This is a genomic window from Streptomyces canarius (assembly GCF_014650735.1).
In the GTDB taxonomy this organism is placed as follows: domain Bacteria; phylum Actinomycetota; class Actinomycetes; order Streptomycetales; family Streptomycetaceae; genus Streptomyces; species Streptomyces olivaceoviridis.
The window spans coordinates 1-26,723 of sequence record NZ_BMVN01000069.1 but is presented as its reverse complement, the minus strand read 5'-3'; the positions used below and the strand labels follow the sequence as shown (position 1 = coordinate 26,723).

The 26,723-nt window shown below is 72.0% G+C and carries 23 protein-coding genes; 5 read left to right on the top strand and 18 right to left on the bottom strand.

Annotated elements, in window-relative coordinates; genetic code table 11:
• Window positions 1–63: 63 nt before the first annotated feature.
• The 13 genes from IE294_RS48445 to IE294_RS42205 form a co-directional block, all read right to left on the bottom strand.
• Window positions 64–315 (bottom strand): hypothetical protein, encoded by a 252-nt coding sequence (locus IE294_RS48445; protein ID WP_229917955.1) that lies wholly within the window; start codon window positions 313–315, stop codon window positions 64–66.
• 157 nt (window positions 316–472) lie between these two features.
• Window positions 473–637, bottom strand: coding sequence for a hypothetical protein (locus tag IE294_RS48440; protein ID WP_229917954.1), 165 nt, complete (start codon window positions 635–637; stop codon window positions 473–475).
• Window positions 638–798: 161 nt separating this feature from the next.
• Window positions 799–2,145, bottom strand: a complete 1,347-nt coding sequence (locus IE294_RS42255) for a cation:proton antiporter (protein ID WP_189894683.1) — start codon at window positions 2,143–2,145, stop codon at window positions 799–801.
• Between the two features lie 205 nt (window positions 2,146–2,350).
• Entirely contained in the window at window positions 2,351–8,941 is a 6,591-nt protein-coding gene (locus IE294_RS42250; protein WP_268252854.1) for a type I polyketide synthase, read from the bottom strand.
• Between the two features lie 131 nt (window positions 8,942–9,072).
• A complete protein-coding gene (locus tag IE294_RS42245) occupies window positions 9,073–10,173 on the bottom strand; it encodes a ketoacyl-ACP synthase III family protein (protein ID WP_189894681.1) in 1,101 nt (366 codons plus the stop codon).
• Window positions 10,170–10,904, bottom strand: a complete 735-nt coding sequence (locus IE294_RS42240; protein WP_268252853.1) for an HAD family hydrolase — start codon at window positions 10,902–10,904, stop codon at window positions 10,170–10,172. The genes IE294_RS42245 and IE294_RS42240 overlap by 4 nt, the downstream gene beginning before the upstream one ends.
• Before the next feature lie 17 nt (window positions 10,905–10,921).
• On the bottom strand, window positions 10,922–12,271 hold the full coding sequence (locus IE294_RS42235) for an NAD(P)/FAD-dependent oxidoreductase (protein WP_189894679.1): 1,350 nt from the start codon (window positions 12,269–12,271) through the stop codon (window positions 10,922–10,924).
• A 28-nt stretch (window positions 12,272–12,299) separates the two neighbouring features.
• On the bottom strand, window positions 12,300–12,578 hold the full coding sequence (locus IE294_RS42230; protein ID WP_189894678.1) for an acyl carrier protein: 279 nt from the start codon (window positions 12,576–12,578) through the stop codon (window positions 12,300–12,302).
• Entirely contained in the window at window positions 12,565–13,314 is a 750-nt protein-coding gene (locus tag IE294_RS42225; RefSeq protein WP_189894677.1) for a class I SAM-dependent methyltransferase, read from the bottom strand. The genes IE294_RS42230 and IE294_RS42225 overlap by 14 nt, the downstream gene beginning before the upstream one ends.
• Entirely contained in the window at window positions 13,311–14,777 is a 1,467-nt protein-coding gene (locus tag IE294_RS42220; protein ID WP_189894676.1) for an amino acid adenylation domain-containing protein, read from the bottom strand. The genes IE294_RS42225 and IE294_RS42220 overlap by 4 nt, the downstream gene beginning before the upstream one ends.
• Window positions 14,774–15,901 carry an acyl-CoA dehydrogenase family protein gene (locus IE294_RS42215; protein ID WP_189894675.1) on the bottom strand — a complete coding sequence of 376 codons (1,128 nt, stop codon included), beginning with the start codon at window positions 15,899–15,901 and terminating at the stop codon, window positions 14,774–14,776. The genes IE294_RS42220 and IE294_RS42215 overlap by 4 nt, the downstream gene beginning before the upstream one ends.
• 10 nt (window positions 15,902–15,911) lie before the next feature.
• Window positions 15,912–16,967, bottom strand: a complete 1,056-nt coding sequence (locus tag IE294_RS42210) for a ketoacyl-ACP synthase III family protein (RefSeq protein ID WP_189894674.1) — start codon at window positions 16,965–16,967, stop codon at window positions 15,912–15,914.
• 932 nt (window positions 16,968–17,899) lie between these two features.
• A complete protein-coding gene (locus IE294_RS42205) occupies window positions 17,900–18,100 on the bottom strand; it encodes a hypothetical protein (RefSeq protein ID WP_306433530.1) in 201 nt (66 codons plus the stop codon).
• A 509-nt stretch (window positions 18,101–18,609) separates the two neighbouring features.
• Here IE294_RS42205 and IE294_RS42200 point away from each other — a divergent pair.
• The gene (locus tag IE294_RS42200) at window positions 18,610–18,972 is read left to right on the top strand and encodes a hypothetical protein (protein WP_306433529.1); all 363 of its coding nucleotides are present in this window, start codon (window positions 18,610–18,612) and stop codon (window positions 18,970–18,972) included.
• 142 nt (window positions 18,973–19,114) lie between these two features.
• On the opposite strand, the gene IE294_RS49220 is transcribed toward IE294_RS42200, so the two are convergent.
• Together IE294_RS49220 and IE294_RS42195 are read right to left on the bottom strand one after the other, a co-directional pair.
• Window positions 19,115–19,243, bottom strand: a complete 129-nt coding sequence (locus IE294_RS49220) for a hypothetical protein (RefSeq protein ID WP_268252855.1) — start codon at window positions 19,241–19,243, stop codon at window positions 19,115–19,117.
• 54 nt (window positions 19,244–19,297) lie between these two features.
• Window positions 19,298–20,341: an SMI1/KNR4 family protein gene (locus IE294_RS42195; protein WP_229917952.1), complete on the bottom strand. Its 1,044-nt coding sequence runs from the start codon at window positions 20,339–20,341 to the stop codon at window positions 19,298–19,300.
• 300 nt (window positions 20,342–20,641) lie between these two features.
• Here IE294_RS42195 and IE294_RS42190 point away from each other — a divergent pair, with 300 nt between their 5' ends.
• Entirely contained in the window at window positions 20,642–20,956 is a 315-nt protein-coding gene (locus IE294_RS42190; protein WP_373315945.1) for a hypothetical protein, read from the top strand.
• 173 nt (window positions 20,957–21,129) lie between these two features.
• A complete protein-coding gene (locus tag IE294_RS42185) occupies window positions 21,130–21,561 on the top strand; it encodes a hypothetical protein (RefSeq protein ID WP_189894671.1) in 432 nt (143 codons plus the stop codon).
• Between the two features lie 444 nt (window positions 21,562–22,005).
• Here IE294_RS42185 and IE294_RS42180 read toward each other — a convergent pair whose 3' ends face one another.
• Together IE294_RS42180 and IE294_RS42175 are read right to left on the bottom strand one after the other, a co-directional pair.
• Window positions 22,006–23,289: an MFS transporter gene (locus IE294_RS42180; protein WP_189894670.1), complete on the bottom strand. Its 1,284-nt coding sequence runs from the start codon at window positions 23,287–23,289 to the stop codon at window positions 22,006–22,008.
• 2 nt (window positions 23,290–23,291) lie between these two features.
• Complete coding sequence (locus IE294_RS42175; RefSeq protein WP_189894669.1) at window positions 23,292–23,894, bottom strand: winged helix-turn-helix domain-containing protein; 603 nt, start codon at window positions 23,892–23,894, stop codon at window positions 23,292–23,294.
• Window positions 23,895–24,487: 593 nt separating this feature from the next.
• Here IE294_RS42175 and IE294_RS42170 point away from each other — a divergent pair.
• The gene (locus IE294_RS42170) at window positions 24,488–24,922 is read left to right on the top strand and encodes a DUF6228 family protein (protein ID WP_189894668.1); all 435 of its coding nucleotides are present in this window, start codon (window positions 24,488–24,490) and stop codon (window positions 24,920–24,922) included.
• Between the two features lie 41 nt (window positions 24,923–24,963).
• Here the strand turns inward: IE294_RS42170 and IE294_RS42165 are convergent, their stop codons facing one another.
• On the bottom strand, window positions 24,964–25,230 hold the full coding sequence (locus IE294_RS42165; protein ID WP_189894667.1) for a hypothetical protein: 267 nt from the start codon (window positions 25,228–25,230) through the stop codon (window positions 24,964–24,966).
• 661 nt (window positions 25,231–25,891) lie between these two features.
• Here IE294_RS42165 and IE294_RS42160 point away from each other — a divergent pair.
• On the top strand, window positions 25,892–26,443 hold the full coding sequence (locus tag IE294_RS42160) for a hypothetical protein (protein WP_229917950.1): 552 nt from the start codon (window positions 25,892–25,894) through the stop codon (window positions 26,441–26,443).
• Window positions 26,444–26,723 lie beyond the last annotated feature (280 nt).

Here is a 26,723-nt window from a genome sequence, read left to right as displayed (position 1 = left end):
GTCGCACCAGACGAGGCCTGAAGCCCCGAGACCCGGGGCCTCAAGACGCCGGCTGAGCCTTGATCATCCGGCCGGGCCGTTCAGCGAGATGGCGGACAACGCCGAGGATGCCTCGGCGGTCGGGTCGACGGCGTCGAAGCCGCCGGCGGCCTGGACGAACTTCATCGCGATGTCGTGGAAACGCGGGCCACGGAAGTACGAGACAAGCGTGTCATCGGGCGCGGGAGGCCGGCCGCTCTCGTGGGACACGAGCGTGTGGGATGCCTTGCGGGACTGGGAGCAGGTGTTGACCTGCGGCTGGATCTCGGTGTGCATCGCGGCCAGCGCACGCTGCCGGTGCGTGGGCGCGTCCAGGTGCTTCTGGTACGAGAAGGCGACCTTGCCGCCGTCGACCAGGACCGCCTCCGGGTCCGGGCCCTTGTGATGACCGCGCGGGGTGGTGATGACCCGGAAGCGGTCCCCCCGGGCCGACCTACTTCGCCGCGTCGGGGTACATGTCCAACAGGTCCCGCAGCAGCAGGTCGTCCTCCTGGTCGACAACCTGCCCCAGGACGTAGCGGGCCCCGGATCGCGCGCGCAGCCTCTGTCGGGGCTCCTTCGTCCCGTAGCGGCACGAGCCGATCCGGATCCCGGGCACCTTCAGCCTCTCTGTCGTGCGGGTGACGGGAGCGCTCGTCCGCTCCTGGACGCCGCCGCCCGACCACGCCTCGGCGAACGGGCACGAGGACGGCGCCGACCTGGTGGCCAGGCGCCGGCGGAGCGCGGCATCGGCCTCGGTGACACGACCGCTGCCGCCCGCTACCTGCCCCTGTGCCCGCGGCGTCGCCCTGGCGTCCGTGGCGGACCCCCGGCCGGGGCCGGACCCGGGGCGGGCGACCGCCGGGCCGTCACCGTCACCTTCGGCGGGGACGGGGAGGTGGCCGCCGGCCGGTACAGGGGGCCGATCAGCGGACCTGTGGACGCCGTGGTGAAGAGGGCCATGATGACGAGCAGCGCGTAGAGCCGCGGGCCGATCACCCCCGCCCGCAGCCCCACGTCGAGCACGACGAGCTCGGTGAGGCCCCGGGTGTTGAGCAGGACGCCGATCAACAGCGAGTCCCGCCACGGCAGCCGGGCACTGCCCCGGGCCGACAGCGTGCCGGCGGCCACCTTGCCGGCCACCGCGGTGAGACAGAGCACCAGAAGGAGCAGCAGGTCGGAGGCGCGCAGTCCGCTCAGCTCCACCGACATCCCCGAGATCGTGAAGAACACCGGCAGCAGCAGGCCCCCGGTCTGCTGTAGCGGGCGCAGCACCTGGTCGTCCGGCGTCCCGTCGCGTCGGCGGGGCATGATGACGCCGGCCAGCAGCGCACCGAAGATCACATGCAGCCCCAGCGCGCTGGTGGCCCAGGCCGAGGCCAGCGCCAGCGCGGTGGCGACGGGGACGGGGTCGGTCATCAGGGCACCCGGCCGGTCCCTCCACCACACCAGCGCGCGCCGAACGACGCACACCATGACCAGCACATAAGACGCCAGCAGCGCCATCCTGGCGAGCCAGCCCCGGACGGAGCCGTCCTCGCCGCCGCTCAGGCACACCGCCAGCACCGGCCAGCTCAGAGCGTCGATGACACCGGCGGCGGCCATCGCGATCGTGGCGGGCCTGCTGCCGGCCAGCCCCTGGTCCCTGATGATGCCGGCCAGGACGGGAACCGCCGTGATGGACAGCGCGACCGCCATGTACAGGGTGAACGTGGCGTCGATCGGACGGCCGCCGTTGACGGCGCGGAAACTGCCGGGGAGGACCGTGACGAGGCCCGCCCCCAGCACCATCGGGATCGCGAACCCGCTCAGCGAGACGCTGGTCACCGCGCCGTGCCGGCGGAGCTGGCGGAGATCGAGTTCATAGCCGACGGCGAAGAGGAAGAGGGTCAGCGCGACCTGGGCCAGCGCCGTCAGGACCGGCTTGACCTGCGCCGGGAACAGGGTGTCGTAGACCCCGTCGGGTGCCAGGCCGAGCAGGCTCGGGCCGAGCGCGACACCGGCGAGCAACTGCCCGACGACGGGTGGCTGACGGAGCTTGCGGGCCGCTGCGCCCAGGGTCCAGGAGGCCATGATGACCAGCGCGAGCGCCGCGACGACGTGAGTGACCATGGAGTCGGTGCCCACCGGCATCCCCTTTTCGGCACGTGCCGCATGTTCGTGGTGTGGAAGGTCTTCGGACGGGACGACCGCAGGCGCGGCCACCGTTCCGACCGCGGGCCGGGCCCGGGGTGAGCGTCCCGGCCAGGCGTCCCCGGTCGGGTGTGGCGTTCTCGCCCCGGCGTGTCCCGGGCGTGGCCGGTGGAGTGCCGGCCACGATCCGGACGCGCCGTCACTCCGACGGTGCCGTGGCGAGCAGTTGATCCGTCAGCTCGCGCAGAGTCGCCCGGCTGAGGATCTTGCCGACCGGCAGCAGCACGCCGTGCGAGCGCTGCACCTCCTGTCGCAGCTGGGCCGCCATCAGCGAGTCGAGACCCTGACTGGTCAGATCCAGGTCCGGGTCGAGGTGTTCGGCGTCGACGCGCAGGATGGCGGCGACCCTGGCCCGGAACAGCGCCGCCGCCGTACCGGCCGTCGAGTCGGTGCCGGTCGCCTCGTCCGGGCCGGTCGCCTCGTCCGCGCCGGTCGTACGGTCCGTGCCGGTCATCCGTTCCGGGATGGGGGACACCGGCGGGGGCGGTGGGGTCGGCCGGGCGGCGGGCTCCGGTCGGTAGGCGGGGGCGGGGGCGGGGGCGTCGTCGATGACGTCCCGCAGGAACGGGGAGGCCGCCGCGGCCGGGTACGTGACCCGCCACCGTGCCCAGTCGACCGGCATGACCAGGGTGTCCCCGGCGCCCGTGGCCAGCAGGTGGTCCAGCACCGCGAGCCCCGCCGCGGAGGTGAACCCGGTCATGCCCTGCGGGATCAGGTTCCGCCCGAGTTCGGTGCCCGCCCTCGCCGCCATGCCCCGGCCGGTCCAGAATCCCCAGTTGACCGAGAGCGCCGTGAGACCGCGGGCGCGCCGGGCGCGGGCGATCGCGTCGAGGCCCGCGTTGGCCGCGGCGCCCGCCGCGACGTGCGGCGAGGCCAGCAGGGCGTTCCCGGACGAGAACAGCACGAAGTGGTCGAGGTCCGCGGTGTCGAAGAGACGGTCCAGCACCCGGCCGCCCTCCAGCTTGGGCCGCAGCACGGCCTCCAGATCCCGCAGGGTGGTGTCGCTGATCGGCTTGTACACGAACACACCGGCGGTGTGGAAGACCCCCCGGACCGCCGGCCGGTCGGCCGCGCCGCGGTTCTCGACCAGCCGGCGCATCGACCGCTCGTCCGCCACGTCCACCGGCGCGTACTGCACCTCGGCGCCCTGGCCGCGCAGCTCCTCCAGCAGGGCGGTGATGTCACCCCCCGACGGCGAGGCCGGGCCGGGCACGGAGCGGCCGGTGAGCAGCAGGTGCCTGGCGCCGCGCGCGACGAGCCAGCGGGCCAGCTCGGAGCCGATGCCGCCCGCACCGCCGGTCACGAGGTAGGTGGCGTCCGGGCGTATCCGGGCCTGCGACGCCGGGACCGGCGGGGCCGCCGGTTCCGCCGGGGCCGTCCGCAGGTCTACGAGCACCTTGCCGACATGGCGCGCCCCGAGCATGTCGTCGAACGCCTTGCCGACGGCGTCCAGCGGGTACACCTCGGCCGGCAGGGGCGCGAACTCACCGGCCGCGATGAGGCGCAGCACCCGGCCGAGCAGCGCCCCGGCCCGCTCCGGACGTTCGCGGCACAGGGCGGCGATGTCCAGGACCTGGAGGGAACCGTTGCGCAGCAGGCCGCCGAGACCGGTCGGGCGGCCGTCCACCAGGTCCTGCTTGGCCAGCTCCACATAGCGCCCGTACGGAGCGAGCACGCCGAGGTTCCGGTCGACGGCCTCCCCGGTCAGCGAGTTGAGGATGACGTCCACCCCCGTGCCGCCGGTCGCGGCCAGCAGCGGACCGGCGAAGTCCCCGCGGGAGTCGCCGACATGGGTGACGCCCATGCTGCGCAACAGGGCCCGCCGCCGCGCGCTGCCCGCGGTGGCGTGAATCTCGGCGCCGCGCCACCGGGCCACCTGGATCGCGGCGAGCCCCACGCCGCCGGTGGCCGAGTGGATGAGGACCTTCTCCCCTTCGCGGAGCGCGGCCAGTTCCATGAGGCCGTACCACGCCGTCAGGTAGGCAATCGGCACGGTCGCGGCCTCGGCGAGGGAGAGCCCGTCGGGCAGGCGGTGGGTCAGCCGGCGGTCGGCGAGGACCTGCGTGGCCAGACCCGGGTGGGCGACGGCGACCACGCGGTCACCCACGGCCAGGCCCCGTACGCCGGTGCCGACCGCCGTCACCACTCCGGCGGTCTCCCAGCCCAACCGGCCGTCGTCGTCCGGGTCCGGGTAGGCCCCGGCCGCCTGGAGCGCGTCCCGGAAGCCGACCCCGCCGTACGCCGCGGCGATCTGTACCTCGTCGGCGGCCGGGGGCCGCGCCGCGGCCACCACGCGCACCGGGCCCGAACGGCGGTCGCGGTCCGGTACGACCTCGGTGACGTCACCATCGGAGCCGGAGCCGGAGCCGGAGCCGGAGCCGTGATCGCCGGTGGGGCCGGACGCCGGTGATGTGCGGCGCAGCCGCAGGACGTACCGTCCGGCTGCCCGGAGCGCGATCTGGTCCTCGCTCCCGTCGTCGGCCGCGATCTCCCGGGCCAGTTCCGCCGTCTGCTCCGTGCCCCGGGCGGGGTCCAGGTCGACGAGGGTGTGCCGGACGACGGACAGCTCGCTCGCCGCCGTACGCCCGAAGCCCCACACGGTGGACTGGTCCGGGTTCGGCGCCGCGTCCGTGTCCACTACCGTCTCGGCGCCCCGGGTGACGAGCACCAGCCGGGGGAGCGGGCCGTCCCGGCGTGCCGTGGACAACGCCTGGTCCAGCAGCAGTGCGCCGGCGAGGCCCAGCGGCACCGCCCCCACCGGCCGCGCCGCCCGCAGGCCCCACAGGTACACCACGGCGGCGACGCCTCCGGGGTGGTCACGGCCGGCCTCGTACAGCAGCCGCGCGTAGTCGTCGAGACGCGACGGGTCGATGCGGTACGTCCCGTCGGCACCGCGCTCGTACCGTTCCCCGGGCCGTACGGCGATCCGGGCACCGGGCGCCGCCGGTGTGAGCCGCGGCCCGAAGTCCTCGTCCTCGAAAACCAGCCAGGCACCGGCGGCCGGTGCGGCCGGCGCCCGGTGCGCGGCGGCCGGCGTCCACCGCGGCCGGTAGAGCCAGTCGGTCGGCGGGCCGGGTTCCTCCCGCCGTACCAGCCAGCGGATCCGCAGGCCGCGGATCTCGGCCAGCGGAGCGCCCCGTTCGTCGCGGACGACGACGTCACCGCTGAACGACTCGGCCGTCAGCTCGCGCCGCACCACATGGCTGTACAGGGTTCCGGTCAGCGGCCCGTACCGGCGGAACGCGTCGATGGACCCCAGGACGAAGGCGTACTGCTCGCCCGGCACGTCCGAGTCGGGCAGGGTGGCCGCGAGCACCTGTCCGCAGGCGTCGAGCACCGCCGGATGGACGTGGTGCGACTCGTCGCCGGCCAGGCCGCCCCGCACCACGATCTCGGCCAGCGCCTCCTCGCCGCCGCGCCACACCTGCCCGATGCCCCGGAAGACGCCGTGCCAGTCGTTGCCGCGGGCCGCGAACCGGCGGTAGAACTCGGCGCCGGTCAGGTGGTCGGGGAACCGTGCGGCGATCTGTCGGGGAGTGTCCCCGGGGGCGTCGGGCAGCCGGGTCCCGGCGGCTGCCACGCCGATCCGGCCGTGCGCGTGCAGGGTCCATCCACGGTCGGGGGCGGTGCCGTGAGCGGGGGCGTCGGCAGGGGCGTCGGCGGTGGCGACGTCGAAGGCCCAGCCCCGCCCGGCGGGCCGCAGCGTCACCCGCAGCAGCGGCGGGGCCCCGGCGGTGAGGAAGAGTGCCTTGTCGTAGCGGACGTCCTCGACGACGACCTCGGCGCCGGCGACCTGGGTACCGGCGGCCATCGCCAGCTCCAGGTACGCGGTGCCGGGCAGAATGACCAGACCCTGCATCCGGTGGTCCAGGAGATAGGCGTTGCGCTCCAGGTCGACGGGGCCCTCCCAGCGGTGCGCACCGTCGTCGAGGACCATGTGCGTGCCGAGCAGCGGGTGCCCGCCCCGGACGTCCGCCACGACGGCCGCGCCTGCCCCGACTGCCGCAGCCTTCACACCGGTCGCGCCTGCCGTGCCGGTCACGCCGGTCGTGCCTGCCGCAGCGTTCGCAGCGGCCACGACCGCCGCGCCCGGCGGGCCGTCCGCGCCGTTCGGCTCGAACCAGAACTCCGCGCGCTGCCAGGGATACGGCGGCAGCCCCACGTAAGCGGCCGGGCCCTCGAACAGCGCGTCGTGGCGCACCGGGTATCCGGCCTGGTGGAGCTGGCCGACGGAGGTCAGCAGCGCGGTCAGGTCGTCGGTGCCGCGCAGCAGCGACGGCACCACCAGGTCCTCGGTGCGCGCCTCCGGCAGGCACTCCCTCACCGCCGCGCCGAGGATGGGGTGCGGGCTGATCTCGACGACGGCCGCCGCCGGGACGGACGCGGTCTCGGCGTCGACGGCCGCGTGGAAGCGGACTTCGTCGCGGAGGTTGCGCACCCAGTACTCCGCGTCCAGCTCCGCGCCGGTGAGCAGTTCCCCGGTCACCGTCGAGCGCAGCGGTACCCGGCCCGCGCGCGGCCGGACCGTCTCCAGCGCGGTCCGCAACTCTGCCAGCAGCGGATCGACATGACTGCTGTGCGAGGCCACGTCCACCTTGACGGTCCTTGCGAGGACGCCCCGTTCGGACAGCGCGCCCAGCACCTTCTCCACCGCCGGGGCGCTGCCCGAGACGATGGTGCGCCGCGGGCTGTTGCTCACCGCGACGTCCACGTCCAGAACATCGGCGAGTTCCCGCCGCAGCTCGTCGGCGGGCAGGTCGACGGCGGCCATGGACCCCGTGCCGGCGATCCTCCTGAGCAGAGCGCTGCGGCGGCAGATCACCGCCGCGCCGTCAGCCAGGGTGAGCGCACCCGCCGCGCAGGCGGCCGCCACCTCGCCCATGCTGTGCCCGATCACCACGTCGGGCGCCACCCCCCACGACCGCCACAGCGCGGCCAGTCCGACCTCGACCGCCCAGAGCAGCGGTTGCACCACGTCGATCGGCCAGTCCGCCTCGTCGCCGGTGGTCAGGCGTTCGGTCACCGACCAGCCGCACTCGGCGCGCACGACCCGGTCGCACTCCTCCAGGGTCTCCCGGAACACCGCGGAGGTGGCCAGCAGCCGGCGGCCCATCCCGGACCACTGTGAGCCCTGGCCGGGGAAGACGAAGACGGTCCTGAAGCGCGCGCCGGGCCTGGCGGCGACGACCGGCCGGCCCGCGCGGAGCTGCGCCACGGCCTGGTCGTGGTCCGAGGCGAGCACGGTCATCCGGTGCCGGTGGTGGGTGCTCCGGGTCAGCGTGCTGAAACTGACGTCGCGCAGCGCGTGCCGGCGGCCCGCCCCGTCCGGTGCGAGGAAGTCCGCGTACGACGCGGCGAGTTCGCGCAGCGCGGCGGGCGTCTGGGCGGACAGCGCGAGCAGGTACGGCCGCGGCTCGCCGGCCGTCGGCGGCACGGGCGCGGGGCGGTGCTCGCCGAGGACGACGTGCGCGTTGGTGCCGGAGATGCCGAACGAGCTGACCGCGGCGTACCGGGGGGCGCCGTCCCCGCCCCACTCGCGGGCGGTCTGCGGGATGTCCAGCGCCATGCGGTCCCAGTCCACCGCGTCGGTCAGCCGGCCGCTGTGCAGACTGGGCGGGACGACGCCCTGCGCCACGCACAGCGCCGCCTTGATGAGCCCCGCGATGCCGGCGGCCGCCTCGGTGTGCCCGATGTTCGTCTTCACGGAGCCGACCAGGAGCGGGTCCGCGGCCGAGCGGCCCGCGCCGCTGCCGTAGACCGCGTCCAGTCCGCGCAGTTCGATCGGGTCGCCGGTCGGGGTGCCGGTGCCGTGCGCCTCCACGAAGCCGACGGCGCGCGGCTCGATGCCGCCGCGCGCGCAGGCGTGCCGCATCGCGTCGATCTGAGCGGTCCCCGAGGGGGTCATCAGGTATCCGCTGCTGCGGCCCTCGTTCTCGACCGCCGAGCCGTGGATGACCGCGTGGATCCGGTCGCCGTCCGCCTCGGCCCGCGCCAGCGGCTTCAGGACGACGACGCCGACGCCGTCGCTGCGCACGAAGCCGTCGGCGTCGGCCGCGCCGAACTTGCACCGGCCGTCCGCGGACAACATGTCCGCCTGGGAGAACGTGATGCTCTCCTCCGGCGACAGGACCAGGTTGACACCGGCGGCCAGGGCGAGGGTGGCCTCCCCGGCGCGCAGCGCGGCGCACGCCTGGTGGACGGCGACCAGCGAGGACGAGCAGGCGGTGTCGACGGAGGTGCTCGGGCCGCGCAGGTCGAAGAAGAACGACAGGCGCCCGGACAGGACGCTGCGTGACGTGCCGGTGTTGGCGTAGATGTCCAGTGCCCCGGCGGCCCGCAGCAGGTCCCAGTACTCGGCGGTCCGCTGCCCGACCACGACCGCGGTCGGGCTCCCCGCGAGCTGGTCCATGGTCAGTCCGGCGTCCCGCACGGCCGCGGCGGCGGTGTGCAGCAGCAGCCGCTGCTGTGGGTCCATGTGGCTCGCCTCGCGGCCGGAGACGCCGAAGTAGTGGGCGTCGAAGCCGCGGATGTCCGGCAGGAAACCGCCACGCCGGGTGACGATCCGGCCGGGGGTCCGCGGGCGGGGGTCGTGGAACGCGTCGACGGGGAACCGGTCGGCCGGCAGGTCCGACGTCGCGTCGACCCCGTCGAGCTGCATCCTCCAGAACGCGGCGACACCGTCCGCCCCGGGGAACTCACACGCCATCCCCACGATCGCGATCGGCTCCACGGCACCCGGCCCCGAAGTGACCGGCCCCGAAGTGACCGGCCCGGAGGCGACCGGTTCCGAAGTCGCCGGTTCCGATGCCACCGCCTCCACGCCGCTTGCCCCCGGAGCGGCCCCGCCCTGCTGCTGCGCCGTCACCTGGCACCTCCCGTCGCCGTCGACACCCGCATCGGCGCCGGCATCCTCAACCCCTGGGTCCAGGAGGGCAGTTCGCAGATGGTCAGGAGTACGGCCACGGCCGACCACCCCGGTGCGCCGCCGAACAGCAGGACGTGGTCGCCCGGGTCGAGCCGCCCGGTGCTCAGCAGGTGCTCCAGGGCGATGAGCTGGTCGCTGGCCGAGGCGTGCCCGATCCCGCGGCCGAACTCCCACTGCGACCGGGAGACGTCCAGGCCGAGCGGCTCCATGACGCAGTTGCGGGTGGTCGCCTCGTCACCGTTGGGCACCAGGACCCAGCGCAGCTCGGATGCCTTGACCCCGGCCTCGTCGAGGGCGGCGAGCACCGTCTCCGAGCAGGCGTTCGCGATGCCGTCGGCGACGCTCGTCCCGCCGACCTCGCGCACCCGCTCGTTGAACCGCTGGGCGCGCTCCACCGTGTCGATCCGACGGCCCGCGGACCCGGTGGGGGGGAACAGCGGCTCGTCGCCGCGCGCCATCCCCTCGAACTCCGGGTAGACCCGGGAGACGACCGTCTCGACCCGGGCGAAGCCGCCGGCCGGGCTGATCACGACGGAGCTGGCCGCGTCGGCGGCGATCACCCCCATCGGTCCGCTGTCCCACCGGTTGAACAGCGGCGAGTTGAAGTTGTCCGCCGTGGTCAGCAGGATGTCCGGCCGGCCGTCCGGCTGGTACGGCAGCAGGCCCGCGGCCAGCTGGACACCGGTGAGCATGCTGTTGCAGCCGTTGCGGATCTCCGTGCCCCCGGCCCCCGTGACGCCCAGCTCCCGCATCAGGTACCCCGTCGGCGACCACATCTCGGGCCCCTGGAAGAACGTCGCGCCGTGCAGCACCGTGCCGATCGCGGCGGCCCCGCCCGGGGAGCGGTCCAGCGCCGTCCGGGCGGCCCGTACGGCCATGTCGGGCGGTGACTCGGGCCCGGCGACCAGCACGCCGCGCAGCCCGCTCTCGGCGTGCACCGTGGCGTCGTACAGGCCCGCGGCGACCGCCTCGGACGCCGGGTAGGGGGCGGGCAGCCAGCAGCCCAGCCCGGCGAGGAACACGTCGGCCGGCCTCATGCCGGGCCCGGGCCGTGGCTCGCGGGCGTCGTGCCCTGTCCGGTGCGCGAGGGTTCGGGTCCGTTCATGTCGGTGCACCACTTTCTCTGCGGGGTCGTAGTGGCAGCGGTGCCCGCGCCCACCAGGCGCGCGAGCCGTTCGACGGTCAGTGCGGACAGGTCCCGCACGGTGAGGGCCACCGGTTCCTCCGTGGGCGTGACCGAGACGGTGACGCACCCCGCGGCCCGGCCGGCCCGGAGCCCGGCGGGCGAGTCCTCGACGACCACACACCTGCCCGGCACGATGCCGAGGCGGTCCGCGGCGGTGCGGTACGCCTCGGGATCCGGTTTCGGGTGCCGTACCTCGTCACCGGCCACGGTCACCGCGAACCCGGCCGCGGGGAGCGAGGGCAGGACGGCGTCCACCATCGCCCGGTACGACGACGACACCAGCGCGCACGGGACGCGCGCCCGCCGCAGCGCCCGGAGCAGGCCGGCGGCTCCGGGCAGCGGGGCGATCCCGGAGCGCAGCCGGTCGAGCACGAGGCCGCTGACGCGCGCGTACAGCTCCTGCTCGGTCATGGGTGAGCGCGCGAGGCCGCGCAGCCGGGTCAGGTTCTCGGCGACGGCACGCCCGCGCAGTTCCTCCGGCCGGATCGCCGTGGCCGGCACACCCGCCGCGCCGAGCACCGTCACCAGGGCCTGGTGCAACAGGGGTTCGGTGTCGACGAGCGTTCCGTCCATGTCGAACATGACCGCCCACGGCGCGGTCAGAACAGCGCCCGGGAGCTGAGGGACACCTTCATGTCACCCAGCAGCGGGTGCCAGAGGTGGCCGGGGTCCGCCTCCACGGCGGCGATGAACTCGCGCATGGCCGTCAGCGCCACCGGCTCCTGGTCGTCGTAGACGTCGCCCTGGAGCATCTTCAACACGTCGATGCGGTAGCGGGGGTCCTGGACGAAGGCGGTGAACAGGATGTTCAGGCGGTAGTAGATCGAGATGAACTCGTACCAGTTGGACACCCCGCGCCGCAGTCTGGTCACGTAGTTCTCGAAGCGGGCGGCCCTGAAGTCGCCCGCCTCGGCGGCGGCGATGATGTCGGCGCAGGCCAGCCGGGCGCTGTTCATGGCGACGCTGACTCCGCTGGAGAAGATCGGGTCGACGAACCGGGCCGCGTCGCCGATCATCACCATCCCGTCGTCGCACACCTTGCGCATGCCGTAGCTGTAGTCGCCCTCGGCCTTGAAAGGGCGCACCCGTACGGTCTTCCTCAGTGCGTCGTGCAGCAGGGGCCTGCTGGCCACCGAGTCCCAGAAGAACCCTTCGAGGTCGTCCTTGCCCTCCCTGAACCGTGCCTTCTGGGTGACGACCCCGACCGACGTGATCGTGTCGGTGATGGGGATCTGCCACACCCAGGTGTCGGTGAGCGGCAGGAAGTGGATGAAGATGTACTCGGCCTGGTTGTCGTCGTTCGCCAGGGCCTCCCGGTCGAGTCCCTCGAACCAGCTGTGCACGGCGTACTGCTTGAAGACCGGGTCGGGCACCTTGACCTTGAGCTGCCGTCCCAGCAGGGTGCCGCGTCCGCTGGCGTCGACGACCATCCGTACCGGCACCTCCGCGGTCGTCCCGCCCAGGGCGGCCCGCAGCACCGGACGGGTGGTGTCGGTGAAGTCGACGCCGCGCACCCGCACCCCGGAGAACACCTTCGCGCCCAGGCTCTCCGCGTGCTTGAGCAGGATGTGGTCGAACCGGCCGCGGTCGACGTGGAAGGTGTAGTCGCGGTCCACCCCGAGCTGGTCACGTTCGTTGAACAGCACGTCGGCGGCGCCGAGTCCGTGGTCGTGGACCTGGAAGCCGAGCGGGTCCACGTCGTCCGCGTTGGCCGACGTCCAGGCGGCGCCGTACTTGCGGGGGAAGCCCGCCGCCTCGATCTTGTCCATGGCGCCGATCTCCAGCAGCACCGGCGTGGTCGCCGGCACCAGGGACTCGCCCACGTGCTCCCGCGGGAAGAACGCGCTGTCGAAGACCGCGACCGACAGACCGGCCTTCGCCAGGTAGGACGCGGCGGTGGAACCGGCCGGGCCGCCGCCGATGATGCCGATGTCGTAGGCGTACGTCATTGTTCTCCTGTCAGGGGGAGGCGGGCCGTCAGAGGGAGGCGGTCCGGGAGCGGAGCAGCAGCACCAGTTCGGTGATCGTCTCCAGGGTGCGGAAGTGCTCACCGGTCATGTGCACGGGCGGGACGCGCACGCCGTACGCGGTGCGGATGTGCGCCAGCAGCCGCGCGGTGCGCACCGAGTCCAGCACCCCCAGCTCCAGCAGCGGGCTGTCGGCGGTGAGCCGGCCGTCCGGCACGCCCGTCGCCAGTTCCTCCCGCACGTAGCGGAGCAGTCCGTCGAGCAGCGTCGCGCGATCAAGGTCCGTCATGGATTTCCTCCGGGTGTCGGGGCCGCGCCGGCGCACGTGCCACGAGGTATCTCGTGGGCAGTTCCAGCGGTTGCCCGCCGGCGGTGCGTTCCGTGGTGTGCAGGGCGATGTCGCCGTCGGCGACGACGTCGAATCCGCCGGCTTCGAACAGCAGCCGCAGGCGCCCGTCGTGGGCGGGGGCGATGCGGGCGCCGAAGTCGAAGTGGGCCGCCAGCCCGGCCGTCTTCGGCAGCCGGGCGCCGCCGGCGAGCAGTTCGGCGACGTACCAGCCGGTGCGCTCGGTCAGCTCCTGCGCGAACAGCACCCCGGTGCCGCCGAGCAGCAGCCTGATGGTCGCCAGCATTCCGGTGCGCTCGTCCGGGGCCAGCTGGTGCAGTACGCCGCGCATGTAGACGTTGACGTCGCCGAACTCCTCGCGCAGGGCCGTCACGGTGTCCTGGTCGAGCAGGTCGGCGCGGCGGTAGTCGACGTTGGGCGCCGGGTGCGACGCGGCGGCCAGTTCCACCGCGGCCCCCGCGATGTCCAGTCCGACGACCCGCCGGAAGTGCCCGGCCAGCCACTGCGTCTGCCGTCCGCTGCCGCAGCCGAGGTCGACCAGGGGCAGCGACGGGTCGGCGTGGTCCCGGAACAGCGGCAGGTGGCGTGCGGCGGTCAACCGCGGCGACGAGTCCCAGAGGGCGGCGCCGGGCTCGGCGGGCAGCGTCGACCAGAAGGCGTCCCAGGCCGGGCCCGTCATACGCCCGCTCCCCGGACCCGGCGGCCGTCGTCCGCCCGTGTGGACGCGGTCACCAGGCCGCCGAGCGCGGTGCGGTCGACCTTCCCGTTCGGGGTACGGGGGAAGCCGCTGACCGTGTGCACCGCGTCGACGGCCATGTACGGCGGCAGCAGGTGCGCGCAGTGCCGGCGCAGCTCCACGAGGTCCGGCGCCCGGCCGGTCACGGGGACGACGAAGGCGTGCAGCCGCGCGTCCAGGCCGTCGCCCAGGACCAGGACCACCGCGTCGCGCACCGCCTCGTGCGCGGTGAGCGCCGCGGCCACCTCGGCCGGCTCGACCCGGTGGCCGCGGACCTTCGCCATGTCGTCGGTCCGGCCCCGGTACTCCAGCAGCCCGTCGGCGTCGTACCGGCCGAGGTCGCCGGTGCGGTACGGTCCGGCCTGCGGCTGTCCGCCCCAGTAGCCGAGCATGACGGTCGGGCCGCTGACCACGATCTCACCGTCGTCCAGCGACACCGTGTTCCCGGCGGCGGGCGAGCCGATCGGGATGGCCGCGGTGCGCGCGAGGTCGGCGGCCGTCACCTCGTACGAGGTGCACACATTGGTCTCCGTCGGGCCGTACCAGTTGAGCATGCGGACGCCGGGCCAGGCGCGGCGCAGGTCCTTCAGCGGCTTCGGCGGGAACCGCTCGCCGGCGAAGACGCACGCGCGCAGCGCCCCCGGCCCGCGTTCCAGCAGTTCGCCGTACTCGGCCATGAGCACCAGGACGGACGGCACCGAGTACCAGACCGTGATCCGGTGTTCCAGCAGGAACTCGACCAGCGGTTGCGCGGCCTGGGCGAGGGTCTCGCCGATGAGGTGCACCGACGCGCCGGCCCGGAAGGCGGCGTAGAGGTCGAAGACCGACAGGTCGAAGCTGAACGCGGCGTGGTTCGCCAGCCGGTCGGCGGCCGTGAGGTCCAGTTCCCGGCAGGCCCAGTCGACGAAGGCGAGGGCGTTGCCGTGGCTCAGGCAGACGCCCTTCGGCGCCCCCGTCGAACCGGAGGTGTAGAGGATGTACGCCGGGTCGGCGGCCCGGACCGGATGGGGGGCGGCGCCCGGGCCGCCCGCCACCTCCCGTGACAGGTCCGCCAAGGAGACGTGGGCGGCGCCGGCGACGTGTTCGCCGTGGTCGGTGACGATCAGGGCCGGGCGTGCGTCCGCGGCGATCCGGGCGACCCGCCGGACGGGATTGCCGCGCGGCACGGGCACGTGGATCGCGCCGCACCGCAGCACCGCCTGGGCGACGGCCACCGCCTCGCACGTCTTGCCGGTCCACACCAGGACCCGGTCGCCCGGCCGGACGCCGCGGTCGCGCAGCCCGGCCAGGTAGCGTCCGGCGCGCGCGTCCAGTTCGCCGTAGGTGAGGCTCGTGGACACGTCGCCGACCGCGAGCCCGTCCGGTGTCCGGGCGGCCGCGTCGGTCACCAGGCTGTAGAGGCTCATAGTCCCATCTCCTGGGCGATCAGGCGGCGCTGGATGTCGGAGGTGCCGGAGAACGTGGTGGCGGGCACGGCGTCGCGCAGGTGTTCCTCGATCCCGTACTCCGTCTGGACGGCGCGGCCCCCGAAGATCCGGCCGGCGTCGAGGGCGGTGGCGACTGCGGCCTCGGACACGGCGAGTTTCGCCAGGGCGGCCCACAGGGCGGGGTCCTCGCCGCCGTCGATCCCGGCGCACGCCCGGTAGAGCAGGAGCCGTCCGCTCTCCAGCCGCAGCCGCATGTCCGCCAGCCGGTCGGCGACCGGCTGGAGGTCGGCGAGCCGCTTCCCGAACTGCCGGCGTTCCCGGACGTGCCGGACGCACCGCCGGATGAGGCGTTCCTGCTGGCCCAGGTAGATCGCGAACAGGCAGGACCGCTCCCACCGCATGGACGTCTGGAACACCAGCTGCCCCTGGCCGGGGCTGCCCAGCACCCGGTCGTCGGGCACGAAGCAGCGGGTGAAGCGCACCTCGCCGGCCTGGCAGGCGGTCAGCGCGGACTTCGCCATCGGCGGTCCGGCCGTCAGCCCGGGGGAGTCGCGGTCCACGGCGAACGCGGTGGCCCCGAAGTAGCCGCCGTGCGGATCGGTCGCCGCGTAGGTGACGTAGAGATCGGCGACCGGGCCGTTGCTGACGAAGCTCTTGACCCCGTCGAGGAGGTACCCGCCGTCGACCCTGGTGGCCGTGGTCGCCAGCCGGGAGACGTCCGATCCGGCGTCCGGCTCCGTCATGGCGTTGCCGGCCAGCAGCTCCCCCGAGCACAGGGCGGGGAGCAGCGCCTTCCGGATACGGGGAGGCGCGAACTCCAGCACCGGCCGGACACAGGCGAAGAGGTGGGCGGCGGCGGCGAAGAGCAGCCCGGTGTCCGCGCCGCCGTCGCTCGCCGCCTCGTACAGCAGGGCCGTGTCGAGGGCGCCCAGGCCCGCGCCGCCGTACTCCTCCGGGACGGCCGCGCCCAACAAGTGGAGCCCGGCCAGTTTCTTCCGCACCGCATCGGCGGATTCGGCGGTGAAAGACCCGGAGATCTCCGGGGCGGCGGTCCGGGTGCGCGCGCGGCGCTCCCGTTGTTCAGCGCTCAGGCCGAAATCCATGCAACGCCCCTCATGAAGTGGTGGCCGGAAGAGCGGAGGACCAGTGCGGGGTCTCGATGATCTCGATCACGGCGCAGGCGATGTTCAGTCCGGGGCCGACGCCGAGCATCAGGAAATGGTCCCCGGCTCCCAGTTCGCCGGTGAGCAGGAGCTGTTCGAGCGCCACCAGCTGGTCGCTGGCGCCGATATGGCCGACGGTGCGCCCCTGTTCCCAGGTGGAAAGGGACATCGGCAGCCCCAGCGGTATCATCGCGCGCCCTTCGACGCGTTCCCGTGACCCGTTGGCATAGGCGACGCGGGAGACGTCGTCCAGCGTGATTCCGGCTTCGTCGAGTGTGCGGCCGACGAGTTCGTCCTGTGCGGCCACGAGTTTCAGCGGGCCGGCCGGGTCCCGGTCCGGGCCGTCCAGCCAGCGGTCCTTGGACGCGCCGAAGTCGAGCCGGCCGGGCCGGCCGGCCCCCGGCGGGAACAGTGGCTCGGGCCCGCGGTGCATGGCCTCGTACTCGGGCAGCGTGACCGCGTTGACGGACTTGAGCCGGGCGAAACCCTCCCGTCGGCTGAGGACGACGGCGGAGCCGGCGTCCCCCATCACGAAATGCGGGCTGAACCGCCAGCGTTCCAGCAGGTCGGAGGTGAAGTTGTCGCCGGAGGTGAGCAGCGCGGCCTCGTGCTCGGGCGACGCCAGGAGGTGGCCCGCCGCCAGTTCCAGCGCGGAGAACATGCCCATGCAGCCCTGTCTGACCTCGGCCGCGGTTGCCTGCCCGGCGCCCAGGTGCCGCTGCACGTAGTACTGCGGGCACCAGCCGTGAGGCCCCTGGTACCAGACGCTGGCGTAGAGCAGCAGGCTCAGCGACGCTGGGTCCCGCCCGGCCCGGTCGAGCGCCTGGCGGCACGCCCGCACCGCCATCTCGGGGGCGGGGATCTCGCCCGCGACGGTGACGCTCGTGATGCCGTATTCCGCCGCGGCGGTCCGGTCGATCAGTTCCTGTTCGACCGCCCATCCGATGGAAACGCGGTCGGGTAAGAAGGACCCCAGACCGCTGATCAGCACATCAGACGTTTTCATGGCCCACCCGGATTTCTCGGTCGCGCATGCGCGAAGAATCACTCAAGAAATAGCCGCGAGCAGAGGGTCGTTCGCGGAACGTCCCGTCGCTGACAACGTTTCCCGCAGGGGGAAGGGACGTGCGACGGACACGGGAAAAGTGAAGGTGAAGGGGGAGGAAGAGGTGAAGGAGAAGGGAAATGGGTGCGCAGATCAGTGCGCGAAGGCGGCGACCATGTGGGGGCGCTGTGCCTCGTCAGTCCTCTGGAGTGCGCACCGTGTCTCGTCCGAAGGAGATGTCCGGTTTTCCGCTGTGCATGTGTGCAGCGACTCGCTCTGTCAATTCCTTCACGTAAGGGTGCACTTGGTCGAGGTGCGCGTCAAGATGTCGGCGACGACACGTGGGAGATATGTGAACAATGGGGCAGTATCCGCTGGTGTCTCGGCTCCGGGCCGGCCTGCGGGTCCGCCGTTGCTTGAACACATGGACCGCGCCTGTGACGTCTCGGCGACGTCCACCGTCGTCGGCGGATACGTGTGCGTGCCGGACCGGGGCGGCAACCTGTTCAGGGTGCGGCGGCCTCCGGCCGGGTGGTGTGGGGGCACCGGGTTGGCGAGTGCACCGGCGTCCCCGACGAGGTCTCACCCAACTACCGGCCTGGCCGAGAGGTGTTCTCGCCACTCTCGCTTCCGCTGGATCATGGCGACAGGTTTGTCGTTGCGGGAGGCGACGGCACCGATGTCGGTGTCCGGGACGATGTCGTTGCGACGGGTCCGGCCCGGATGGGGGGAGGCAGGGTGCCGCCGGCGGTGAGCAATGGGCCTGCGGGCCAGCGGGGTTGAGTCCCGGGACGACGTGGCTGACGGCGGGAGACCGAGCCAGAGGGCACGTCGGCGGGCGAGGGATGGACACGGTTGCCGACCGCCCAGCCCTGGCCGTGGGGCCGGCGGACTCAGGGGAGGAACTGGGTGAGTGCTCCGGTGACGGCGGCAGCGAGGGTGAGGACGGCGGCGAAGGTGGTGGCCGCGCGTATGAGCGCGGCGGGGTACGTAGCGTCGTCGACGCGGGCAAGCGTACCCGCGGCTGCGGCGGCCAGGAGCGCGAGGACGAAGACCACGGTGGTGGCGAGCAGGGCGAAGGCGATGTGGTTCACGGCGATCTCCCCGTAGAGGTGCGGATGTTGACGTGACCCAAGGTCGCCGAAACGGTGTCCGCCATGGTCCGACCGGACCATGATGGACACCGTTGAACACACGGCACTGGGGGTGCACGTGCGCGGGGAACCCCAAGGGCGTGAGGCGGCGCTCACCGAACTGCGCGATGCTGTCACAGCGGTCACCGGCGAGGAACCGGACGCGGCGCCCGCGTGGATCGTGCCGCTCCCCGGCGACTTCCCCGCCCGTTGCTTCGCCGACACCGAGGTCTTCCACCTCTCCGGTGGCATCGCCTGGCCCGGCCCCCACCACCGTGACTGCGGCACCGCCCAAGTCGGCCATGACGCCTGCTGCCCAGGCCTGCACTCCAGCCGGGCCCGACACCCATCCGCGGAGCGGGAGAACTGTGGAGCGCCATGCGGCTCGGACTCGCCCGCGGCCCGCGGCGCATGCCCTGACCGGCTCCGCGCCTGCCAGGATGAAGGTGAATCGAAGGAGGTGACAGCCGGTGAACCACGCCCGGCTCGTCGCCCTGGGCCGAGCGCTGCGCCTGACCGGAGAACACGGACGGCGTCTCGAAGACGCAGCCTCCGCGACGGATGTGTCCGAGATCCGCGGCGACCTCCGGCGGCCCCTGATGCTCGTCGACGACGCGATCCAGGCGGCGGCGCCGACCACGCGCTGCCCAGAGCATCCAAGCGGCTCCGTCGACCTCGACGCCGCCGCCCTGGGCCTGCTGTGCGAGACCCGCCACCGTGCCGGACTGCGCACACCGTCCCGGTCCCGCACCCTCGCCCGGACGGCCGGGAAGCGTCGCTGCTTCGTGTGCCCTCCCGCCACGCGATCTGCGCCGACGATCCGCAGCCGATAAGGCGGTGGCTTGCGGAGACGTGGAACGGCCGCGCCTGGCAGCTGTGCGGCAGCCCCCGCACCAGCCGGACGGAGGCTGGGCAGTACATCGGCCAGTTACTCAAAGGACCGCAGCCGGCCGACGCCTACCGGCCGGTGCACGCCTACACCGACCACAACGTCATACGGGTCTGGGGCACGCCCACGACGGTAGGCAGGACGGGCAGCCGTTCCCGGGTGCGCTGGTCCATCCGGGCTTTGACTCGCTGGCTGGTCTTCTGTATCGGCTGCATGTGTGAAACGGCCTGGAGACAGCGCAGGTCGGTGACCGTGCCCTTCAACGCGGTCTAGCCCCGGGCGCGGCGGTCTTTGACAACAGCGCGTACGGCCCGGTCGCCGCGAGGGTCGGCCATCAGGCGGGCGATGTCCCACCACCGCAGCAGCAGCGCCGGATAGTGCGGCGGTATCGCGTCCATGAACTCCCGGTCGAACCGCGCGCGGACGCTTTCGTGGCGCAGGGCGGCGCGGATGTCGTCCATGGACGGCGGGAGGTGGCGGATGGCGGGCGGCAGCGTGGCTTCGTACTGCGGCGCCAGCTTGCGGCCGGGCTGGACCATGATGCTCCCGCCCAGCGCGGCGGCAACGGCGTCCTCCAGTTCCTCTTGGGCTCGCACGGCACGCTCCCACCAGTAGTCCCGGAAGGCGGCGACGGCCTCGGGGTCGGACAGGTCGAGGGCGTCGCGCTGCTCGTCGAATACCGCACCCTCATCGCCGGGCAGAGCTTCCCGGATCGCGCCGAGAGTCTTCGCGGGATGGCGCGGCGGGGCCTGGCCAAGGTGGCGCACCCACCGGTCCCTGTACTCCTCGTCGGAAGGAGGCCCCCACACCAGGGCGCCGCCCATCATGCCGGGCTTCTCCGGGCCGGCCGCCGCCAAGGGGGCTTCCAGGCTGAGCGCCATGAGTTCCAGGTAGGCGGGCAGCGACTCGTACTCCCGCTCGCGCTCCCCGAACCTGGTCCACTTGCATACTTCCCCGGTCTCGCCGTTCAGGTAGAGACCGTAGACGGTGTCGTCGGGGTTGAGGGAGCAGAACGGTATCCAAGATGGCTTCCACAGCACCAGGGCGTCCTCATCCTCGCCGTTCTCCTCCTGGAGCGGCATCTGCATCTGGTGGACCTCGATCACGGCGTCGAGCGGCATCAGGGCCCAGCCGCCCAGCATGAGCCCCGAACCGGCCACGCCGTCCTCACCGGCGGACAGCCGCCACAGCGCCTTCAACTCCTGTGGAACGCTCACACCGAGGGCTTGTTCGAGAGCCACGATCTCGTCGTCACAGGCGCCGGGCTTGAGGGCCGCGTACGACGGCGGCGCGTACTCGGCCAGCCATTCCACGATCCGGCTCCATGCCCGGGTGACTCGCACATCTGCTGGTGTGTCAGTGGTCATGGCCACCACGCTCGCATTGCGCCCCGACCCATCACACAGCGGGGCCCGAGAGTCACACAGGGACGGTCGGGTGTGGCGGTGGTGAGCAGTGAACGGCCACGTCCGCCCCGCCGTAGGCTCCCGCTGGTCCATTCGGGCACGGTCGCCACAGCACTCCGTCGGGCTGCCTCCCGCGACGCCGACAGCCCGGCCGAATACTCCCGGAACGCGCTGCCAGGCCCTCATGATGGATGGGTGACCTCATGGATGCGCTGCTACTGGGACGAGGAAGACGTCTGGTTCTACTTCGAACTCGACGCGGAAGGCTGGGTGATTCGGCAGATCGAGCTCCAAGGACCGGAGCTGACTCCGATCGCGGCCGCCTCCCTCCTCGAATGGCAGCAGGCCCGCGACGCCGGTCGTCTGGCCGAGTACGACAGCATGTTCGGGGGCACGGCGGAACCGTCGGCCTCAGAGTGGGAAGGACACGATCCGCAACCGCTGACCTGCGAGGAGTTCGAAGAGGTCTGGAACATGGCCCGCCGACAGATCACAGAGCGGGCGGCACGCAACGGGTCATGAGGAAATGCCACCCGCCGTGGGACAGGAGCCTTTGGTACGGCGTGAGACAGACCAAGACTCGGCGCCGCGTCCCATGACATGGGTCGCGAGATCCAACAAGTTGTACGTTCTCCCGATCGGTGTCATGTCCTCCGCCTCACCTTCACACCGATGTCGTGTCACAGGCCGGCGGCTTGCGGCAGCGTGACGGGCACGCCCTGCTGCGCTGCGGCGGCGTGTTGAGCGCCATCCGCATCAGCGCCCGCCTCATCCATGCCGCGACCGCAACCGACGACTTTCAAGCCGTCGACCGGTTCCTCCTCCAGGCTCTTGAGGGCGGCCCGGTGTTCATGGACCAGGTGACCCGCCGCTACTACGTCCTCGTCGGCAGCACCACCGGCCTGCGCACGCAGTCGCAGCGCGAGCGGGACGACGCGGCCTTCATGGGCCGCGGCCACCATCTGGCAGTCCCGACCGTCGACGCCACCCACCCGGGCGCCGCCCGCAGATACTGGTGCGTGCAGATGGGCAGCCCCGGCGAGCTGGCCGCGCCGGACGCCGTCTCACAGCTCCTGAAGCTGGGCCGCTCGCGCATCACCCACGGCGAAAGGGCGCTCGGCGGGTGAGACCACCATCGCCAGCGGCCACGTGGCGCAGGCCGGGTACTGACGACCGAAGACGGCATGCCCGTGATGACGACCGTACTGCCCCGCGCACCACAATCGGCTGCCGCCGCCAGTTCGTACGGCACACCCTCGCCCACTGACGGCTCACCCACCTGAGCGACACAGCCGAACCGGTCGTCACCGAACTGAGCGCCAACGCCATCCAGCACGCCAGGCACGCCGTGTTCCGAGTAGCATCACCCTGCGATGGGGTACTGACCAGCTCGGGTGGGGAAAACGGGTCTGGGCCGACGTGGAAGCCCGGTGACCGCCGCAGCAGACACACGTCGCCGGCCACATCCCGCTACTGGACGGGCAGGAACTCGCGCCCGCGCCGGGCGGCCCGGCCGCACAGCAGGTCGATTCGCGCATATTCACCGGTCGCTGATGGGCTCTGTAACGTCGTCACCTGGCCTGCTCGCGAACGCCGGCTTCACCCACGGGCGCGGTGGTGATGCTTTCCGGTGCCTCTTCGCCAGGCTTGTGCGTCAATCGCGCGGAGACTCCTGCGCTGGGCTGGCGGGTGGCGCGGGTGGCCAGGTAGAGCGCCGAGGCAGCCATCAGGACCGCCATCACGGCGAGGACGAAGCGGTAGTCCACCAGTGCGATCAAACCGGCTCCGGCGGCGATGGCTGCGGTTTGCGGTGCCCCTGTCAACACATTCAACGCGGCGTCGGTTCGTCCCATCAGAGCCGCTGGAGTGCGCCGCTGGAAGAGGGTCGTGATGCCCGCGACGATGCAAGGCAGGCTCGCTCCGATGAGTACGGTGCCCGGTGCGACCGCGAGCAGAGAGGGAACGGCGCTCAGGAGAAAGCCTGCGGCGGCGCAGGACAGGCCGAGCACGACGGTCCGAGCTTCGCCTGCACGGCGCATGGTGATTGCGGCGGCCATCCCGGCTGCTATCGCACCTACGCCTTGCAATGAGCTGAGGACGCCGAGGAATGCCGGCGGACGGTGCAGTCCCGCGTCAGCGACGGCGAAGAGCACTGACTCGGAGAAGCCGAACGCCACGATGGCGAGCACCGCGACGATGGTGAACTGACGCAAGGTGGGGGTCTGCGCGATGTACCGGAAGCCGGCGGTGATCTGAGTGTCGGCTTCCTGCTGCGTCGGCTCAGGCGGGTCCTCCCGCTGGCGGATCAGTGCAATCAGCAGGGCTGCGAGAGCGAAGGTCGTTGCGTCGCCGATGACCAAGGGGCCCAGTCCGAACGCGGACAGCACGCCCGCACCCATGAGCGGCGCGACCAGGCGCAGGCCCTGCAACAAGGTCTGCAGGAGGCCGTTGGCATCGCCCAGGTGTTCGGGCGCGATCAACGTCTGGGTGAATGCGCTCATGGCCGAACTCGTGGCGCCACTGGCCAGCCCGTACAGAGTCATGACGAGGTAACAGATCCAGACGCTGTGCCGGTCGTGTACCAGCAACAACGGCAGGACCAACACCGCGGCGGCCAGATTCAGGACGATCAGCAGCGGCCGACGAGGCAACCGGTCCACGAGTGCACCGCCCAGGGGAGCGCCCAGGGTGCCGAGGATGAAGGCGAAGAACGTGAGGCCGGCGGCCGAGTTGCTGCCGGTGAGTTCCTTGACCCGGATACCGACGGCGATCCATAAGGCATTGCTCCCGGCCATGTCGATCACTCTGGCAAGGACCAGGAGGCGGACATCGCGGCGAGCGAGCAGGGCGCGCACGGTCAATCCTCCAGTATCCGCAGGGCGTCGGCGGGGAACGTGAACTGGATCAGCTCCATCGGGATGGCGCCTTCGGGGCGCAGCGACGGATCCTCAAGACGCTCGCGGTAGCGGAAGAGGAGGGCGGTCAGCTCCTCCTGGAAGGTCTCGGCCTCCTCAGGGGTCAGATAGAAGACCGACTCGGCAGCGCTTGTGATCTTGGACCAGTGCTCGGGGAACGCGTGCCGCATGGCGCCGACCTGGCGGATCCGTTCCAGCCAGGAATCCCACAGCACGGCACTGAGCGCGGCCGCGGCGATCGTGCTCTCGGGATCAGAGTCGTCGATCGTGAAGCCGATGTGCGAACGGCGCCAGGGGCGACTACGGCCCGTGCCGCCTCCCGCTTCCTCGACGAAGCCGTACTTTGCCAGGGTGCGCAAATGAAAAGCGCAGTTCGTCGGGGACTCTCCCACCATCTGGGCAGCCTCGGTCGCGGTCAGTGGCTCGCGCCTGGCCAGGGCTTCGAGCAAAGCGAGCCGGGTGGGGTGTGCGACGGCCCGCATGGCCCTCGGGTCGGTGAGCGTGCGGTGCTCACGCGGAGCAGCGTCTCCAGCTTCGAAAGACATGTTTCGAGACTGTACGCTCGAAACATGTCTTTCGAAAGGGCTTTGCACGCCGTGTTGGAAGGCACTGCCGTCCACCGCCTGTCGCCAGACTGCACCGCGGTAGCGTGCGAGCCGGCATCGGCCGACGGCCGCGAGATGACCGACGAGCAGCACCGCCAAGCGGCCGCGAGACTCGGCCGGGTGTGGTCCACCATCGGCTTCGAGCCCTCCCAGGACGGCGTGGGTACTTCCGCGACTCTCACCTGCCGTGCGGCCGGGACCTCCTGACCGCGAGCCAGCAGGAGTTCACCGAACTGTGCCGCTCCTGGCGCACGCAGCCCGCTGGCTGAGCTTTGACCAACCGCCGCGCCCATGCCCCGCTGAAGGCCGCCGTGGGGCTCGGCCGCTCAGCCGGCCGCCGCCTGGACGAGGTCCACCTCGCCGGCTTCGATCAAGCCCGGCGCAACTGCTCCGCGTCGGCGGAACGCTCCGCATCGGGCACGTATCGGGACTTGATCAATCTGCGGGATTCGTCCTCGTGGAGGACCTGCTCGTCGGACCGGCGCTCGCGCTCCGGCCCCGCAAGCGGAGTTGACGTCCGTATCGTTCGCCGGGTGAGTCTGATCGAGTTGGGTCCCGGGCAAGTTGAGCTCGTCGTGCGGGGGCCGGGGGCGCTGGCGACCTCTGTCCGGTTGTTCGACTGGTCGCGTGCGGATGAGTACGAGACCGTCTTCGCGGTGGAGGCCGTTGCTGATGGTGTGCGTGCACGGCTCGAGAACGTGACCGTCACCGTTTGGGATGACATGAGCGAGTTCTTCGACGGCCTCGCGCGCGACTTCCGTGGCTGGGAGGGGGAGCGGGTCTGGATCAACAACCACCTGGTCCTGACGGCGACCTTCGGCTCGGGTGGTCATGTGTATCTGGACTGGACGCTTCGGTCCGGCTTCTTTCCCGGTGACTGGAAGTGCACGGTGACGACCGTGATCGAAGCCGGTGAAGGGATGACGGCTGTAGCTGCGGACCTGCGGGAATTCCTGCGGCAGGGGTAGGTCGGCCACGTTCGCTGCGCGCAGGCACTGCGGCGCCGGAGTCAGGCCAGGGCGTTGCGCAGGTAGGCGGGCAGTGCCTGGCAGATGGCCGGCTCCGCTTTCCAGCCGGGGCCCGCGAGCTGGCCGGGAGTGATGACGCACTGGCTGCCGTCGTCGGTGCGGACGACGACGCGGAACGCCTGCCCCTGGGTGGAGCGGCCGGCGAGGTACGCGGCGATGACGGTACGGCCCAGTTCGGCGGGGTCCGCGCCGGTGGTCGCGCGGCCGAAGCCTTTGCAGATCCACACGCGGCTGAACCGCTCGTGCATCAAGATCTCCCACCGCACGCAAGCGGGAATGTCTTCGCGTCACACAACCCCGATCATGCCCGTACGGGCCGGCCTCACCAACCGCTACCTGCGGGTACTGGCTGAAAGCGCGTCCCTTCCACCCCTGCCGGCAAGCGGCCGCATGCGGCGTGCCGCGCTCCTCGGCACGGCCGTCGGCCGCGTCGGTGGCTTCCTGACCGACGCCGGGGCGGACACGGGGTCGAGCAGGCTCCTTGAACCGGGGGAGTCGACCCGGACTGCGGGAAGGGTGGGTTCCCGGCCGGCGCCGTCGGTGATCTGGACGTCGATGTCCCGTCTCAAAGGATCTGATCATTGAAGGCTGCCCTGACCTGCGACGGCCAGACCAACTGAGACGCGACGGGAGTCGGAGCCTCATCTGGTCTGGTTCGCTGGGACTGGTTGATGGCACCGTCTCGTGCGTTCTGGACCGGCTCGGTTGTAGCGACGTGGTGCCAGCTCGGTTGAGGCGGTCATCCCCGCTCCGGTGCCTCCACTGAACTGCGGGCTCGACCACGGCCTCTGGCATGCCTGTTAAGGTTTTGCCGCCATGAGCCGGTAATGGTGATGCGCCAGGGTGACGGGGGCGGAGATGCGTCGCAGCGGGTCTGCTTGTGCGGGGTTGGTTGTGGTGTTGCTGCTCATGACCGGATGCGGAGGAGGCGGCAGGAGCGAGACCGGCCCCTCGGTGACCACAGCGCTGACCAAGGGAGTGAACACGGGCTGTGGCCACTACCTGAAACCGGAAACGGTCGCCGCGGCACTCGGCGACGACAAGTTCGCCGACGTCAACGGGCATTTCCAAGGCGGCAAGGGCTCGTGCCTGGTCAATATCTCGGTCAGGGAGGCGGGCCTCGGTACGAGCGGGCCGCTCCACACCGGTGTGAGGCTCTCCCTGGAGATCCTCGATTGGAAGGATCCCGCCCAGGTGGCCGGGTACGTCGGCGGGAAGTGTCACGCGACGTCGGCCGACGGAGTCACCAAGACCTTCAAGGGGCCCAAGGGGGCGTGCGGCACCTACCGGGCCCACCCTTCCGAGGAGTTCCTGGTCGGCGGCAGGGTGGACGCCTATGCGGGCGAGGGTAAGAAGGTCATCACGGTCACCGTCCACGGCGTGGACGGCACGCTGAAGCAAGACAGTGAGCACGCCCTCCAGCTCCTGGCCGATGCCCGTGCCAGGATCTCCGGAAAGTGAGGTAAGGCGCTCGGTGCCTGGAGCGGGGATGTGAACCGTCGGGACTTGCTGCCTCAGCACAAGAGCAGCCCCGGAAACGGCCCGAGCGAGGGTTGAACACCCCTCCGTCCCGGCCGGATCACTTGAGACCACCAGCGCACCCGGCCAGATCGCCGAGACCGGCCAGGTCAGCAAAGACGGGGCAGTCGGCCTGGGGACCATAGAAGGCGGCCCGGTGTCCGGTGACAGCAAACTGTGAGCGTGTGCCATCGAACCCTGAGCGACGCGAGTCTGCGTGTCG